The 14,651-nt window shown below is 41.7% G+C and carries 13 protein-coding genes; 11 read left to right on the plus strand and 2 right to left on the minus strand.

Going from position 1 to position 14,651, the window contains the following annotated elements; genetic code table 11:
* Nucleotides 1-23: 23 nt before the first annotated feature.
* The 7 genes from A374_RS01675 (at nucleotide 24) to A374_RS01705 (ending at nucleotide 7,760) form a co-directional block, all read left to right on the plus strand.
* Entirely contained in the window at nucleotides 24-1,211 is a 1,188-nt protein-coding gene (locus A374_RS01675) for a glycosyltransferase family 4 protein (protein WP_007200436.1), read from the plus strand.
* A complete protein-coding gene (locus tag A374_RS01680) occupies nucleotides 1,168-2,451 on the plus strand; it encodes a glycosyltransferase family 4 protein (RefSeq protein ID WP_007200437.1) in 1,284 nt (427 codons plus the stop codon). Before A374_RS01675 ends, A374_RS01680 begins: the two co-directional genes overlap by 44 nt.
* Before the next feature lie 22 nt (nucleotides 2,452-2,473).
* Nucleotides 2,474-3,604 (plus strand): DegT/DnrJ/EryC1/StrS family aminotransferase, encoded by a 1,131-nt coding sequence (locus A374_RS01685; RefSeq protein WP_007200438.1) that lies wholly within the window; start codon nucleotides 2,474-2,476, stop codon nucleotides 3,602-3,604.
* Nucleotides 3,605-3,615: 11 nt separating this feature from the next.
* Nucleotides 3,616-4,308 carry an acyltransferase gene (locus A374_RS01690; RefSeq protein WP_007200439.1) on the plus strand — a complete coding sequence of 231 codons (693 nt, stop codon included), beginning with the start codon at nucleotides 3,616-3,618 and terminating at the stop codon, nucleotides 4,306-4,308.
* 24 nt (nucleotides 4,309-4,332) lie between these two features.
* Entirely contained in the window at nucleotides 4,333-5,838 is a 1,506-nt protein-coding gene (locus A374_RS01695) for an O-antigen ligase family protein (protein WP_007200440.1), read from the plus strand.
* Complete coding sequence (locus tag A374_RS01700; RefSeq protein ID WP_007200441.1) at nucleotides 5,810-6,508, plus strand: hypothetical protein; 699 nt, start codon at nucleotides 5,810-5,812, stop codon at nucleotides 6,506-6,508. The genes A374_RS01695 and A374_RS01700 overlap by 29 nt, the downstream gene beginning before the upstream one ends.
* 163 nt (nucleotides 6,509-6,671) lie before the next feature.
* The gene (locus tag A374_RS01705) at nucleotides 6,672-7,760 is read left to right on the plus strand and encodes a glycosyltransferase family 4 protein (RefSeq protein ID WP_007200442.1); all 1,089 of its coding nucleotides are present in this window, start codon (nucleotides 6,672-6,674) and stop codon (nucleotides 7,758-7,760) included.
* Nucleotides 7,761-7,910: 150 nt separating this feature from the next.
* Here the strand turns inward: A374_RS01705 and A374_RS01710 are convergent, their stop codons facing one another.
* Complete coding sequence (locus tag A374_RS01710; RefSeq protein WP_007200443.1) at nucleotides 7,911-8,546, minus strand: YigZ family protein; 636 nt, start codon at nucleotides 8,544-8,546, stop codon at nucleotides 7,911-7,913.
* Between the two features lie 298 nt (nucleotides 8,547-8,844).
* Between A374_RS01710 and A374_RS01715 the strand changes: the two genes are divergently transcribed.
* Together A374_RS01715 and A374_RS01720 are read left to right on the plus strand one after the other, a co-directional pair.
* Nucleotides 8,845-10,002 carry a sensor histidine kinase gene (locus tag A374_RS01715; RefSeq protein ID WP_007200444.1) on the plus strand — a complete coding sequence of 386 codons (1,158 nt, stop codon included), beginning with the start codon at nucleotides 8,845-8,847 and terminating at the stop codon, nucleotides 10,000-10,002.
* A gap of 29 nt (nucleotides 10,003-10,031) precedes the next feature.
* Nucleotides 10,032-10,733: a response regulator gene (locus A374_RS01720; RefSeq protein ID WP_040340261.1), complete on the plus strand. Its 702-nt coding sequence runs from the start codon at nucleotides 10,032-10,034 to the stop codon at nucleotides 10,731-10,733.
* A gap of 54 nt (nucleotides 10,734-10,787) precedes the next feature.
* On the opposite strand, the gene A374_RS01725 is transcribed toward A374_RS01720, so the two are convergent.
* On the minus strand, nucleotides 10,788-12,197 hold the full coding sequence (locus A374_RS01725; protein WP_040340244.1) for an ATP-binding protein: 1,410 nt from the start codon (nucleotides 12,195-12,197) through the stop codon (nucleotides 10,788-10,790).
* 160 nt (nucleotides 12,198-12,357) lie between these two features.
* On the opposite strand from A374_RS01725, the gene A374_RS01730 reads away from it, so the two are divergent.
* On the plus strand, nucleotides 12,358-13,863 hold the full coding sequence (locus A374_RS01730; protein WP_238535141.1) for an ATP-dependent helicase ComFA: 1,506 nt from the start codon (nucleotides 12,358-12,360) through the stop codon (nucleotides 13,861-13,863).
* Entirely contained in the window at nucleotides 13,860-14,573 is a 714-nt protein-coding gene (locus tag A374_RS01735) for a ComFC family protein (protein WP_007200448.1), read from the plus strand. The genes A374_RS01730 and A374_RS01735 overlap by 4 nt, the downstream gene beginning before the upstream one ends.
* Nucleotides 14,574-14,651 lie beyond the last annotated feature (78 nt).

Here is a 14,651-nt window from a genome sequence, read left to right on the forward strand (position 1 = left end):
AACATGATAAAGGTGAAGTGAACGTGAAAATTTGTCATTTAACGTCCGTCCATCCAGCAACCGATATACGCATTTTTCTAAAAGAATGCCAATCTCTGCATCAACATGGTCATGACGTTTATTTAATCGCGCCTCATACCGAGTCGGTCGTAATGAATGGCATTCAAATTAAACAGGTTGGTCCGTTTCGCGGAGCACGCCTCGTTAAGATGATTCGTGCTGTTAAGGCTGTGTATACAAAAGCACTTGAAGTCGATGCCGATGTGTATCATTTTCATGATCCAGAGCTAATTATTGTAGGATTGTTATTGAAAAGAAGAGGAAAGCACGTCATTTATGATGTGCATGAAGATGTACCACAACAAATTCTTTCTAAACAGTGGCTACCCAAATCTTTACGAAAATCCGTTTCATGGATAGCTGAAAGAATAGAAGGTTATGGAGCGCGCCGCTTGGATGCGATTGTAACAGCAACGCCTTTTTTAGCACAACGCTTTAAGGCGTTCAGTTCACGAGTTGTTACCTTGCATAATTATCCGATGTTACACGAGTTAGCCACCATCACTTCTCTACAGGAAGAAGAACCCCTCCCTGCCTTCGTTTATATTGGTGGCTTAAGTGAATTGCGCGGGGTTAGAGCTATGCTTGCAGCAATGACAGCACTTAACTCTGAAAAAGCAAAAGCTCACTTAATGTGGGCTGGAACATTTTCCCCTCCCTCGCTCGAAGAAGAGGTAGCCCCTCAGCTTGCTACAGCTGGCATTGACTATTACGGTTACCTGAGTCGAGAAGAAGTCAAGCATGCACTGTCGCGAGCGGTTGCGGGACTCGTTTTATTACAACCAGAGCCACGCTATACAGTGAGTTATCCCATTAAACTGTTTGAATATATGGCAGCAGGTATTCCGACGATTGCCTCTGACTTTCCCTTATGGCGAACGTTTGTTGAAGAGCCTTCTTGTGGTATTTGTGTTAATCCTTTGGATGAGGAGGCCATTGCCAAAGCCCTGCTTTGGATCATTGAGCATCCGCAACAAGCGCGGCAAATGGGGGAGAACGGTAAACGAGCTGTGCTAGCTCATTACAATTGGGAAAAAGAAAGTGAAAAGCTTATTTCTTTATATGAAACGATTAAAGGTACAGAGCGAAAGCGAGGTGAGGGTGCAGATGAAGATTTGGATCTTGAATCATGTAGCGTTAAAGCCTTCTGAAACTGGGATTACACGGCATTATGATATTGCCAATGAGCTTGTAAAACAAAAACATGAAGTAACGATTTTTGCTAGTAGCTTTTTAGCGTATCGGTATGTGTTCCGAAATCGCCGAAAAACGAACTATACAGAAAACGTAAATGGTGTGCTTTTTGAATGGATGTGGACATTACCGTATAAAGGAAACGGCATTCTACGTGTCTTCAATATGATTTCTTATTTCTTTATGGCGTTATGGCGTGGCTTATTGTCTAAAGAAAAGCCTGATGCGGTCGTTGGCTCTTCTGTCCATTTGTTTGCTTGTTTAGCAGCTTATGTACTCAGTCGGTTTAAAAAAGCAACGTATATTGTTGAAATTCGGGATTTATGGCCGCAAACGCTCATTGATCTTGGGAAAATGTCAAAACGTCACCCTGCCGTCTTATTGTTTGGCATGCTTGAAAAGTTCGTTTGTCGCCGTGCCGATCAAATTATTGTAACACTACCAGGTGCAGTGGATTATTTACGAAACCTAGGCATTGCAGAAGACAAGATTCATGTGATCCCAAATGGCATTGTAATGAATCGTGAAAAAGAGAAATCACGTCCAAGCCCGCTCGCTCAGTCATTATCGTTACTTAAAAAGAAGCACGGCAAGCTAGCTATGTATGTGGGGTCCCATGGTGACGCCAATGCACTTCATACCGTGATTGAAAGTGCAAAATTTCTAAGTGAGTCAGAAGTAGCGCTCATCTTAATTGGCGACGGACCCATGAAGGAAAGCTTGCAAAAGGCAGCAAAAGCATATTCACACGTCTACTTTTTTGATAGCATACCGAAAAAGGCAGTGCTATCAACGCTTTGTCTTGCTGATGTTTTACTCATCTCCATGCGCGATGCACCGCTCTACCAATATGGCATGTCTTTAAATAAGTTGAATGATTATATGCTATGTGGCAAGCCCATTTTGTTTGCAGGTAACGTGGCCAATGATATTGTTACCGAAGCCAAAGCTGGGCTTACGATAGCTCCAGAGCGACCTGGTGCCTTTGCCGATGGCTTGCGTTCTCTTCTTTCACTGTCAGAAGAAGAGCTACAGGAAATTGCAGCAACAAGTTATGCGTATGTGAATGATCATCATAATATTGAACGGCTTGCGCAACGATTTTTAGCAATATGTTCGTATAAAGAAGCGTATCCAGAAGATGAGGAAGCCGTTCCGTGTCAACTATCGATTTCAAAGTGGGGATCACGACAATAGAGGATGAGAAGAGGGAGAAGTTATGCGCGTTCCGATGTTTGATATGCAAGAACAATACGAAGACTTGCGAGCGGAAATGTTACCGGCAGTGGATGAAGTAATGAAGAAATCGCGCTTTATTTTAGGTGAGAATGTGACAGCATTTGAACAAGAAATGGCAGCGTATTGTCATGTTTCACACAGCGTAGGCGTTGCAAGTGGCAGTGATGCGCTCTATTTAACACTACTCGCTCTTAATATTGGGCCAGGCGATGAAGTCATTGTTCCTTCCTTTACGTTTTTTGCCAGTGCTAGTGCAGTCGCACGAACAGGAGCAGTACCAGTGTTTGCCGACATTTCACCTTCTTGTTATACACTTGATCTGGGCTCGGTTGAGGCAAAACGAACAGAGCGAACGAAGGCCATTATCGCGGTACATTTATACGGTCAGATGGCACAGATGGGAGAACTGATGGCTCTCGCTCGGAAACATTCTTTGTATGTGATTGAAGATGCGGCCCAAGCGCTCGGCGCTACCCAAAATGGGAAGCCTCCAGGTGCTCATTCTCATGCTGCTATTTTAAGCTTTTTTCCAACCAAAAATTTAGGCGCCTATGGCGATGCCGGTATGGTTGTAACAAACAATGCAGCGCTTGCTGAAAAAATAAACGTGCTACGTGTACATGGCTCAAAACCGAAATACTATCATCATGAGCTTGGGTGTAACAGTCGGTTAGACGAGTTACAAGCGGCTATATTACGTGTTAAGTTTCCACACCTTGCTCACTGGAATGAGCGACGACGTGAGATTGCCGCCTACTATGATGAATTGCTGTTACAAAAAGTTCCTGATTTGCTTAGCCCACCCGTTGTGGCAAAGGCAAATGAACATGTTTTTCATCAGTATACGCTGTTTGTAAACAAGCGCAAGGAGCTTGTTGCCTTCCTGCAACAAGCAGGAATTGAGACGATGATTTATTACCCATTGCCGCTTCACTTACAGCCAGTCTTTTCGTCGTTAGGCTATGAAGTTGGCAGCTTACCAGAAACAGAGCGCGCTAGTCAACACGTTCTTTCTTTGCCGATGTTTCCGGAATTAAAAAAAGAACAGCAAGTGTATGTGGTCGATCAGTTGGCCGCCTTTTATGCGCAACAGACTATGTTAAAGGTGTAGGAGGAAGCGCGATGACAATGGGAGAGCACGTTGTTATTGAAGAGGGTGCTGTGATTGGAAAGAATGTTAGCATTGGCCATCATGTGATCATTTATCGTGATTCGGTCATTGGTGACAATACGGTCATTTGTGATCATGCGGTGATTGGTAAACCCCCGATGCGAGGGAAGCGATCGGCATTGCCTGTACAAAAAAGGCCCCCAGGTACCATCATTGGCAACGATGTTGTCATTGGTACGAGCGCTATTATCTACAGAGGGGCGACGCTGCATGATGCCGTATTCGTTGCCGATTTAGCAAGCATTCGTGAGCGGGTAACGATTCATGGTGAAACGATTATTGGTCGTGGCGTGGCCATTGAAAATGATTGTACCATTGGAAAACGGTGCAAAATTGAAACAAACGCTTATATTACCGCTTATTCAACATTAGAAGATGATGTGTTTATCGCACCGTGCGTGGTCACGACCAATGACAATTACTTAGCTCGCTGTGAGGAACGCTTTTCCCATTTTAAAGGCGTTACAATAAAACGCGGTGGGCGAATTGGGGCAAACGCTACGATTTTACCAGGCAAAGTTATGGAGGAAGAAAGTGTCGCCGCTGCTGGCAGCCTCGTTACAAAAGATTTAGGTGCCCGCACAATCTATGCGGGTCATCCAGCGAAACCGTTTCGAGAAGTACCTAGTAATCAATGGCTATAACGGAACAGAAGGGAGGATGAAGCTGTGAAAGCTAGCTATGAGCTGTTACTTGCTGTTTTACTAGCCTGTGCATGCAGTCTGATCATTAATAGCACGCTCCTAGCGACAGCTTCTTTTTCTATACTAAGCATGGTTTGCCTAGTAAGTAGCGCTCTTGTCGTTCTAGCGTTGTGTTGTAAACCAATCATTGAAAAATGTGCACCATCACAATTGCTTTTTTACCTCCTCATTGGCACGGCTTTTCTCGGTGCTGGTGCTTTTTCTTTCTCCGTCGGCCCCATTTCCCTTTTTCCTTATCGCATTGTATTGATCATCTTTTTACCGGTGTTTCTTTATTTCCTATGGTTTCATAAAGAAACACCCTCGCTCCAACATACGCCCGTATGGCCTGTGCTATCCTTTCATATCGGTTGGATCGTGTACGGCCTGTTTTCGTTAAGCTGGGCGCCTTCCTTTTCAGCAGGCGTAATGGAGCTCGTTTTTTTAACGCTTGGGGTCTCCTTTATTTTCTTTATGATCGTTATGCTTCGTGATCTGTCGCATTTTTTGCATGTGTACTACATATGGCTCTTCGTCTTTGCGGGTTTGTTGTTGCTTGGTCTTTGGAATCATGTAACGGGTCTGCATTTGCCTATTTCTCGATTGCATACAGCACCTTTGGCACAGCAGCGCATTCCAACAGCCGTCTTTGTAAACGAAAATGATTACGCAAGCTTCATATCGCTTAGTTTCTTTTTGCTACTTGCATTTGTTCATCATACGAAACGCTCCTTTTTGCGCTATGTAGGTGTTCTGTTCCTACTGCTATCTCTCTATATCATTCAACTAACGGCATCGCGCGCCAATTTATTAGCTATCGTTCTTGGCGGTTTTGCTTGGTTTGTAGTAATGACGAGTGCCAAGCTTAAGAAACGCTTATTGCTTGCGGGATGCTGTGGCCTTGGTCTCTTTGCTCTACTTGTTCCTGGACGTTTCTTAGCTCTCTTTAAACCGTTACAAGAGGTTGTTGTAAAGATGATGCTTGCCTCAACCACAGCAGAGGATTCGGTAAATATTCGGCTTGCTTTATTAAAAAATGGGGTACATTACGTATTGAGCAGTTTTGGATTTGGAGTAGGAGCGGGAAATAGTAAATATTACTTGGCTCACGAAGCGCTATTTCCAACGAATCATATCATTAATCTACATAACTGGTGGATGGATCTTCTCGTTAATTATGGCGTGCTGATTTTTATAGGCTATCTTTTAGTATACGTTTGGATAATTCGGCAGTTGATCGCCATGCTTCCATACATGAACACGACAGCTGAACGGATGCTGTGCGAAGGGTTATTTGGAGCAATGATCGCTTTTTCCCTTTCATGCATCTCGCCAAGCTCGCAAATTTCGTTACACTCTCTTTGGATTCTCTTTGGCTTAGGGATTAGTTATATAAATTTTCAAAAAGTGAAACGAAATGAAACGTTATATCGACACTATAAGTTAAGGGAGTCTACCTGTCATGCAACCACCGTTACAACCGATCGTTAGAAGGCTAAAGAAACGTTTACGAAACTATGCTCTTTTCTTTATTGCTGTTGTACTTTTGACGACGGTTCTCTCCTACGTGATGGCGTTACGTGCGCCAGAAAAGGTAACCGTTACGGCCTCGGTAAAGATGGGTCAAGTAGAAACCTCCTCGCTTAATAATGCTGAAAGTGCAGCGACGTTTATCAAAAGTGAAACATTTAGGCGCATGCTATCACGAGACGCTGCTGATCTGCTTCCCGAGCAGTTACAAACGTACGTTGATAATGAAAAAATCCTAACCTTGTCTTTATCAGGAAGTGATGCATCCTCTTTGGAAAAAAAGATGCAAGCTATTACAACTGCCTTTTTACACGTTGGCCAGCAACAGGCAAAACAATGGAAGCGTAGCCTTTCTTCACAAATTAAGAACGTGAAACGAACAGCGGTTACAGGAGAAGCTATTATTGCCAAGCAAGAATATTTGTTTGATTTAAAAACAAGACAACAAAAAATAACAGAACCGCTTCTGTTAGAACAAAAAAAGCAGGTAATGACAATGAGTAAAAACAAAAAAGCATTGTTAGGCTTTTTAGTTGGCATCACGCTTGATCTTGTCCTTCTTTGCTTACCTGAGCTGCTGCGCAAAGAGGAGTTTTCTCTTGAAAATGGTCCTGAAAATAAAAAACAATGAAAGCGCACACCAAATTTTGCATACTTTTGCTTTTGTTTATAGTCATTTCGATATATAATTTCTAAGAAGGTACACAGTGAATTTTCATGGGGTATAGTTGGGGAGTAAAAGTAGCAATGAAGTCTGCTTAAATCCATTGAAGAGTTGGAAGAAGAGGGATAACATGAATTTTCAATTAATTATAGCTGCCATTGTCTCGTTTACAATTGCAGCGGCTGTCATGCCATTAATTATAAAACTTGCCATAAAGTTAAAAGCAACCGATCAACCAAATCATCGAAAAGTGCACGTTAAACCAATGCCAAGATGGGGCGGGCTAGGAATTTTCATTGGCGTTATCGCCGGTTACTTCGCCTCGGGCTTATATGAAATGCATCTAAACGGTATTATTATTGGGGCAGTGATTATCATTGCACTAGGATTGATTGATGATCGTTTTGAGCTAAGTGCAAAAGTGAAGCTTGTTGGCCAAATTATAGCCGCAGTTGTCGTTGCTTCTACAGGCTTAAAGATGGATTTATTAACCATTCCTTTTATTGATACATTTCATTTGGATCCATGGGCGGCCTATATAGCAACAATATTTTGGATTATTGCCATTACCAATGCCATTAATTTAATTGACGGCCTAGACGGTTTAGCTGCCGGTGTATCGGTCATCGTCACTATTACGATCGCCATTATGGCGGGCGTGAACGGCAACATGATGATCTTAACGCTGGCGCTTATAGTAGCGGCTTCAACACTTGGTTTTTTATTGTTTAACTTTAATCCAGCGAAGATTTTTATGGGCGATGCCGGATCGATGTTTCTCGGATACTCCATCTCCATCTTATCGTTGCTAGGATTATATAAAAGCGTAACGCTCTTTAGTTTTGTTGTGCCGATTATTATCTTAGGTGTTCCGGTGTTTGATACATCCTTTGCCATCATTCGCAGAATGGCCAATAAAAAACCAATATCAGCACCTGATAAAGGGCATTTACATCATCGTCTCATTAATTTAGGCATGTCACATCGAAAGACCGTGCTCGTGATTTATGCGTTAAGCATTATTTTCAGCGTGGCGGCGATTGTTTTTGAATCAAGCACTTTATGGGGCTCAGTTGTCATTATTATTGGCTTATTGCTTATGTTAGAAGTGATTGCTGAAATCATTGGTCTCGTTCATCATCGCTATCGTCCGGTGCTCTATTTGTATCGTAAACTTTTTAGAACACCTACAGAGATGAATTCAAGTGATAAAAAATAAAAAGGAAGAGGAGGCGCGCCTCCTCTTTTTTATGTGCAAAAATCTAAAAAAAAGATTTATGTTTAGGTTTCATATTCAAAAATAGTGGGTATGATTCCTAATTAGAATCCTATCCATAGCGTCGAATGCGTCCATGAAACGAGGGAATACTTACGAATACAGCTCTTCTAAATATTCAGTGTCACCGACTGTAAGCTGAGCTTGTCCGTTTGTAAGGTTGGTTATAAATTCTTTAAACGGCTCTAGCTCGCCATCTGCAACATACGTAATGATTTCAACATTTTCAAGGTAATGTATTTCTTTAATTTCGTAAATGGAAGACCGCAGTTCATTTTCTACCTTTCCGAGGAGTGTGTAGTCGATTACCGCACTAACATTATACATAAGCTTTCGTTCGACAACTCCGACAGCGTTTAGCGTCTCACTGACACTTTTTCCATACGCACGAATTAAGCCGCCCGCGCCTAGTTTAATGCCACCGAAGTAGCGTGTAACGACTGCGACCGTATCTTTTAATTGGCGTTTCTTTAACACTTCTAACATGGGAACGCCTGCAGTACCGCTTGGCTCACCATCATCATTTGCCTTTTGAATATGATCGGTTTCGCCAATTAAATAAGCAGAGCAATTATGGTTCGCGCTGCTATGCTGTTTTTTAACACGTTGAATGACAGCGATTGCTTCTTCTTCTGTTTGGACACGTGCAACCGTCGTAATAAATCGTGACCGATCGATCACGATCTCATGTTCGCCCTCTGCTTTTACAGTTAAATAGTTGGATAACATTTCTACTAGCTCCTTTTTTTGTATTTATACAGCTTTTTTTCTCGTTACCAAGAAATGTTCTGAATAGTCTTTTTCTATAAAATTAATGGTAAATCTACAAATCAATGAAGTTTAGTGCTATCCTTCATTATAAGATGTGAAGGAATGTCCTACAAATTTTCTTATTTTCTAGACATAAAATCCCTATTCATGGCGAATGATTTATGGAATAAATGTTTTTAATTGGATTCGTGGTAATAAAGGCCTGTTTTTATTTTTTTTATTGTTCTTCTTTACTGTTTTAAATGGAGGAATTACGATGGTAGCCAAGGCACAAATTGATCCAAGGTTATTGGATGGCATTCTTACAGAAACGATCAACACTGTGAAAGTTAGCCAGACGCAAGTGTTTGATATTAGTGAGCAATCGCGTCAAGAATTTCTCCACCTTGCAAAAGAGCTTGAAGATGTAAAGGAGAAAGTACTTGAGGCAATAGATCGTTCTGATTTATTGGAGGAACGTTCGAAAATTGCCCGCTCAAAGCTCGCTCAGGTTAGTAAGCATTTTCAAAAGTATAGCGAAGCAGATATTCGTGAAGCGTATGAAAGTGCGAATGCGACGCAAATTGAAATGTCGATCGCTCGACAAACAGAAAAGCAATTGCTCGAAAAACGCAACGACCTGGAGAGGCGTCTTAATGGGTTAAAGGAAACCGTATCCAAAGCAGAATCTCTCGTCGGACAAATATCCGTCGTCTTAAATTATTTAAGCGGAGATTTGCTAAAAATCAATGAGTTAGTGGAGGATGCGAAGCAAAAGCAGGAGTTTGGTCTACAAATAATAGAGGCACAAGAGGAAGAGCGAAGGCGGGTATCGCGAGAAATACACGATGGTCCCGCACAGCTCATGGCAAATGTGTTAATCCGTTCAGAGCTACTAGAGAAAGTATTTAATCAAAAAGGAACGGACGCAGCCATAACCGAAATTAGAGACTTACGAGAAATGGTAAGAGCTTCCCTTCGCGAGGTAAGGCGAATTATTTATGATCTTCGCCCGATGGCGCTAGATGATTTAGGATTAATTCCAACCTTAAAGAAATACTTACGCAATGTTCAAGAGAATACAGGGATTAGCATTGAACTTGTACCGATGGGATTGGAGCGCCGCTTTCATACGAAAATGGAGATTGCCCTTTTTCGACTCATACAAGAAGCCGTGCAAAATTCTTGCAAGCATGCAGAACCAAAAAATATTACCGTTAAAATTGAATTTACAGAGCATCACGTATCATTATTTGTAAAAGACGACGGAAAAGGATTTGACTCCTCATTACAAAAAACAAACTCGTTTGGTTTGATTGGCATGAGAGAACGAGTAGAGCTATTAGAAGGCTCATTAAAGATTAGCTCTCGCTTATCTTTTGGAACCGGCGTTTATATTCAAATACCTATAAGAGATCGGGAGGGTTCAGAGTGAAAAGTTTAAATTTATATGAAACAGGTGCATTGGCCCCTGAGAAGACAAGAATTGCGATTATTGACGATCACCGTTTATTTAGAGAAGGTGTGAAGCGTATTCTGGATATGGAGGAAGGCTTTTCAGTCGTGGCTGAGGGCGATGATGGATCAGAGGCAGAAATGATCGTCAGCGAGCACCATCCAGATGTCGTACTAATGGATATTAATATGCCACACGTTAACGGTGTAGAGGCTACACGTCGTCTTGTTGAAAAAGCACCGGATACAAAAGTCATTATTCTTTCAATTCACGATGATGAAACCTACGTGTCGCACGCTGTACAGACGGGAGCTTCCGGTTATCTATTAAAAGAGATGGATGCTGATTCATTGATTGAAGCAGTTAAAGTTGTCGCTGAAGGCGGCGCATACTTGCACCCAAAAATTACGTATAACCTTTTAAATGAGTTCCGTCGTTTGTCTACATCGAAAAATGTAAACAATCCAGATACAATTGGCTTACAAGAAGTTGAGTACCGCAAGCCACTTCATATTTTAACGCGTCGTGAGTGTGAAGTGCTTCAATTGCTTGCTGATGGAAAAAGTAACCGTGGCATCGGAGAGGATTTATTTATCTCTGAGAAAACAGTGAAAAACCATGTGAGTAACATTCTCCAAAAAATGAATGTAAACGATCGTACACAAGCCGTTGTTGAAGCGATTAAAAATGGTTGGGTACGCGTAAAATAAGCAATGATAAAAGCTTGATTCACCAAGGGGATTCCTTGTGAATCAAGCTTTTTTTTATAGACACGATGAGGCAGCTTGCTGATGGATGCGCGGTAATGTCATCGTTACAATGGTACCTTTATTAAGCTCACTCAGTAATGAAAAGGTACCATGATGATGTTGAATAATGCGTTTGCACAATAAAAGGCCAAGACCTGTTCCGTTGTCTTTCGTTGTATAAAAAGGTTCACCGATCCGTTGCAAAACCTCTTCATTCATTCCGCTGCCCTCATCGTGAATAATAATTTTTACATCCTCTGTTTCTGTACACTCCAGGCTAATCTTTAACTCGCCTCCATTCTCCATCGCTTCAAGCGCATTTTTTATTAGATGATGAAACAATAAGCGGATTTGATGATAATCACCACATATAAATGGGCTGAGATCATCAGGTGCTTCGAGAGTAACGACCGTGTCACTGTGCGTGTACGTTATATTGGCTAATACTTCTTGAAAAAGTAAATCAACGGATAATGGCTTCATGTTCATTAAATGGGGTTTTGCTAAAATGGCAAGCTCGTCTGTAATAAACGCAATACTTTCGATTTCTTTTAACATAATTTCAATAAAGTCGGCATTTTCTGCGAGATGAGGACTCGTAACGAGCATCTGTGTAAACCCTTTAACAGTCGTTAATGGATTGCGTAAATGATGAGCCATGCCTGCGGCTAATTCACTAACAGACTGCAATGTATGTTGTTGCTGCAAAGAATGGTCGAGCTTGCGCACTTCTGTAAGATCTTTCATTGTTCCAATTGCACCGATGATGCCATCTTGGCTCACGTATGGAAAACATGTAAAAAGCATAGCGAGCTGTTGTCCTTTATTTTCGACGAGAAAGACAGCCTGACTAGACACGCCATTAAGTGCTTTTTTGACAAGCTGACGCCATTGTCGCTGTTCTGTAGAAGAGTGAAAAATAGGAAGACGTTCGGATGAGGATTGTGTGAAGATCGGTTGTGCGTTTTCGTTAATTTGAGTGACGGTTCCTTGTTGATTCATCACATAAACGCCATCGTAATTGTGAGTAAACCACGCATGCTGAAGAGGGTGTTTAACGAGTGTCGGACGCTGCCTAAAAAAAAGAAGATAAAGTATATGCGTAAAGAGAAGACTTAGCTGGATGCTAAAAGGCAAAGGGAGAAGTAACACGATACTAATCAGTGCACTATCGATGATGCTGCGCAAAAAAAGAAGAAAGGATGTTTCTACATTGCGAATAAGAACACTTCCAATAAATAATGGGAAAAGCCAAAAAGTACTTACCGGTATGGCATAAAAAGTGGCAATTCCCGCACTAAAAAGAAATCCACTAACGGTACATAGCCAGATGATTGCTTTAGAGCGGGGAGTACGGAGCATAGCATATAAGAGTAGACTGAGTGTACATACAATAGGGACTAAAAAAAGGATGGGTATCACCATAAAACCTCCTTTTAAAACGAACGATTACCATTGTTTTCGACAAAATGATCGCATTGTTTACATTTTTTTCAAAAATAAATTTTTTTATCGAAAGAAGGAAAGTGTGTAGTGAGATCGAAAAGAAAAAGACAATGATTCACTCGAAAAAAGGAGTGTTACTGTGAGATACGTGCTATGTGAACGAAAGGGGCAAATAGAGTTTGCTCCTGATTCCTCTGTTCCTCATGATGAACAGGCGGTTGCTTTTCATCAACTTCCTCCCTTTACGACCCCACCTTATTGTCCACAAACGACGGCGATCCACGCTGAATTACAACGTGTTCTGTCGGGAAAGCAATTACTGCTAAGTGAACTACCCTATTCTTTACAAACGTTACATGAACAGTATCAACGAGGATGCATTGCATTTGAGCAGAGCATTAGACAACACGGACCTCGACATTTTCAATGTTTACGATGTGGTAATGAACAGTTTCTGTTGTTTGCGAAGCTAACGTGTTTTCAATGTAAAGAGCATGATTGTGTGTATTGTCGAAAGTGTTTAATGATGGGAAGAGTCGCGCAATGTATGCCACTGCTCCGCTGGATCGGACCGCCTTTTCCTTATCCATCTATAAAACAAGCGCTTCAATGGCAAGGAAAACTAACGCCCGCACAGCAAAAGGCAAGTGATCATTTGCGCTCGCTCGTTTCCACGGGAGGGGAGTTGCTTCTTTGGGCTGTATGTGGTGCAGGGAAGACTGAAGTATTGTTTTCTGGGATTGCACGTGCGCTGGAGCTGCAACAGCGAATCTGTCTCGCCTCGCCTCGAAAGGACGTCATATTAGAACTATTGCCTCGTTTTCAAGCGGCTTTTCCTACCGTCACAATCGCCGGTCTATATGGAGGATGTAAAGCTCAGGAGGAAAATGCTCAACTCATTTTAGCAACGACACATCAACTTTTTCGCTTTAAGGAAGCATTTGATTTGCTCATAATTGATGAGGTGGATGCTTTTCCATACTCATACGATGAAACGTTAGAAAAAGCCGTGTATAAAGCAAAAAAACAAGCAGCTCTTCTCGTCTATTTAAGTGCTACGCCTTCGCGAGCCTTACAGCGTAAGGCAGAACAGAAAAAAATGAACGCTATTTATATTCCTCTTCGTTACCACGGTCATCCTCTACCGCTTCCACGTTTTCAATGGTGTGGCCACTGGAAGCGCCTTCTTTATAAAAAAAAGCTCCCAAAACCTCTTCAGCACTGGTTAATAAAACAACTAGAAAGTGGTCGTCAAGCTTTTTTGTTCGTGCCTTCAGTCACCGTTTTACAAGAAATTGTCCCCCTGCTAAAATCTATTGATTCCACTATAGAAGGTGTTTTTGCCGAAGATCCACATCGTCATGAAAAAGTAATGGCTTTTCGCAATGGAGCTATAAAAGTGATAGTTACGACAACTATTTTAGAAAGAGGTGTTACGATTCCTTTTACAGACGTAGCTGTACTTGGCGCAGAAGAGAAGATTTTTTGTGAAAGTGCGCTCGTACAAATTGCTGGTAGAGCAGGACGAAGTAGCGAGGATCCTTCGGGAGATGTGTGCTTTTTTCATTACGGAAAAAGTAACGCGATGCAATCCGCTCAATATCATCTCATCAAAATGAACCAACGAGGTCGACACCTTACATGAAACGATGCTTATTCTGTCATGAGACTTTAGTAGAAGAGGTTAGTTGGAACGATTGTTTTGGACTTAGGAAGCGCTCCTTATTTTGTGATACGTGTTACAAAGGGCTCGAAGAAATCAGTGGGGAAAGATGTGATGGCTGTGGGCGGAAGCATTCTTTATTTCCCGAGCAATATCGGCAAAATATGACGTGTCTTGATTGTATAAAATGGGAAGGAAACGCGCTTTACAGTCAGGTGCTACAACGAAATATCTCACTATATGTATATAACGAAACATTAAAAGCAATCATTGCCAAAATGAAATACCGAGGTGATGCCGAACTGGCTAAAGGATTTCAGCAGAAGTTGCAGCAAGTGTATACCACGTTTTTTCATGGTTATGCGGTCGTACCTATTCCGTTAAGCGAAGAACGTCACTATGAACGGGGCTTTAATCAAGCGGAACTACTCGCGCAGCAATTAAATGTACCGTATGAAAATTGGCTAACTCGGCAGCGCCATGAAAACAAGCAAAGTAAAAAAACACGTAGCGAACGCTTAAAGATTAATCAGCACACGTTCTTATTGCATTCTGAAGTTCCACCTCTAACAGGAACACACTGTGTGCTCATTGATGATGTGTATACGACAGGGGCAACCATTCGTGCAGCCGCCCTCATTTTAAAACAAGCGGGAGCACTTTCGGTTAGTTCCATTACAATTGGACGATAACGTAAGAAAATCTCTGTGTCTTTAACAGAGGTTTTTTTCGTTTCTTCACATTTTCTATAAATTGTCCGATATTTATCG

The organism is Fictibacillus macauensis ZFHKF-1, assembly GCF_000269865.1.
In the GTDB taxonomy this organism is placed as follows: domain Bacteria; phylum Bacillota; class Bacilli; order Bacillales; family Fictibacillaceae; genus Fictibacillus_C; species Fictibacillus_C macauensis.

What these genes read in the sequence shown, in the direction of transcription:
- A374_RS01680 (WP_007200437.1), top strand. Translation starts at nt 1,168, where the DNA reads ATGAAGATTTGGATCTTGAATCATGTAGCGTTAAAGCCTTCTGAAACT.
- A374_RS01685 (WP_007200438.1), top strand. Translation starts at nt 2,474, where the DNA reads ATGCGCGTTCCGATGTTTGATATGCAAGAACAATACGAAGACTTGCGA.
- A374_RS01690 (WP_007200439.1), top strand. Translation starts at nt 3,616, where the DNA reads ATGACAATGGGAGAGCACGTTGTTATTGAAGAGGGTGCTGTGATTGGA.
- A374_RS01700 (WP_007200441.1), top strand. Translation starts at nt 5,810, where the DNA reads ATGCAACCACCGTTACAACCGATCGTTAGAAGGCTAAAGAAACGTTTA.
- A374_RS01705 (WP_007200442.1), top strand. Translation starts at nt 6,672, where the DNA reads ATGAATTTTCAATTAATTATAGCTGCCATTGTCTCGTTTACAATTGCA.
- A374_RS01710 (WP_007200443.1), bottom strand. Translation starts at nt 8,546, where the DNA reads ATGTTATCCAACTATTTAACTGTAAAAGCAGAGGGCGAACATGAGATC.
- A374_RS01715 (WP_007200444.1), top strand. Translation starts at nt 8,845, where the DNA reads ATGGTAGCCAAGGCACAAATTGATCCAAGGTTATTGGATGGCATTCTT.
- A374_RS01725 (WP_040340244.1), bottom strand. Translation starts at nt 12,197, where the DNA reads ATGGTGATACCCATCCTTTTTTTAGTCCCTATTGTATGTACACTCAGT.
- A374_RS01735 (WP_007200448.1), top strand. Translation starts at nt 13,860, where the DNA reads ATGAAACGATGCTTATTCTGTCATGAGACTTTAGTAGAAGAGGTTAGT.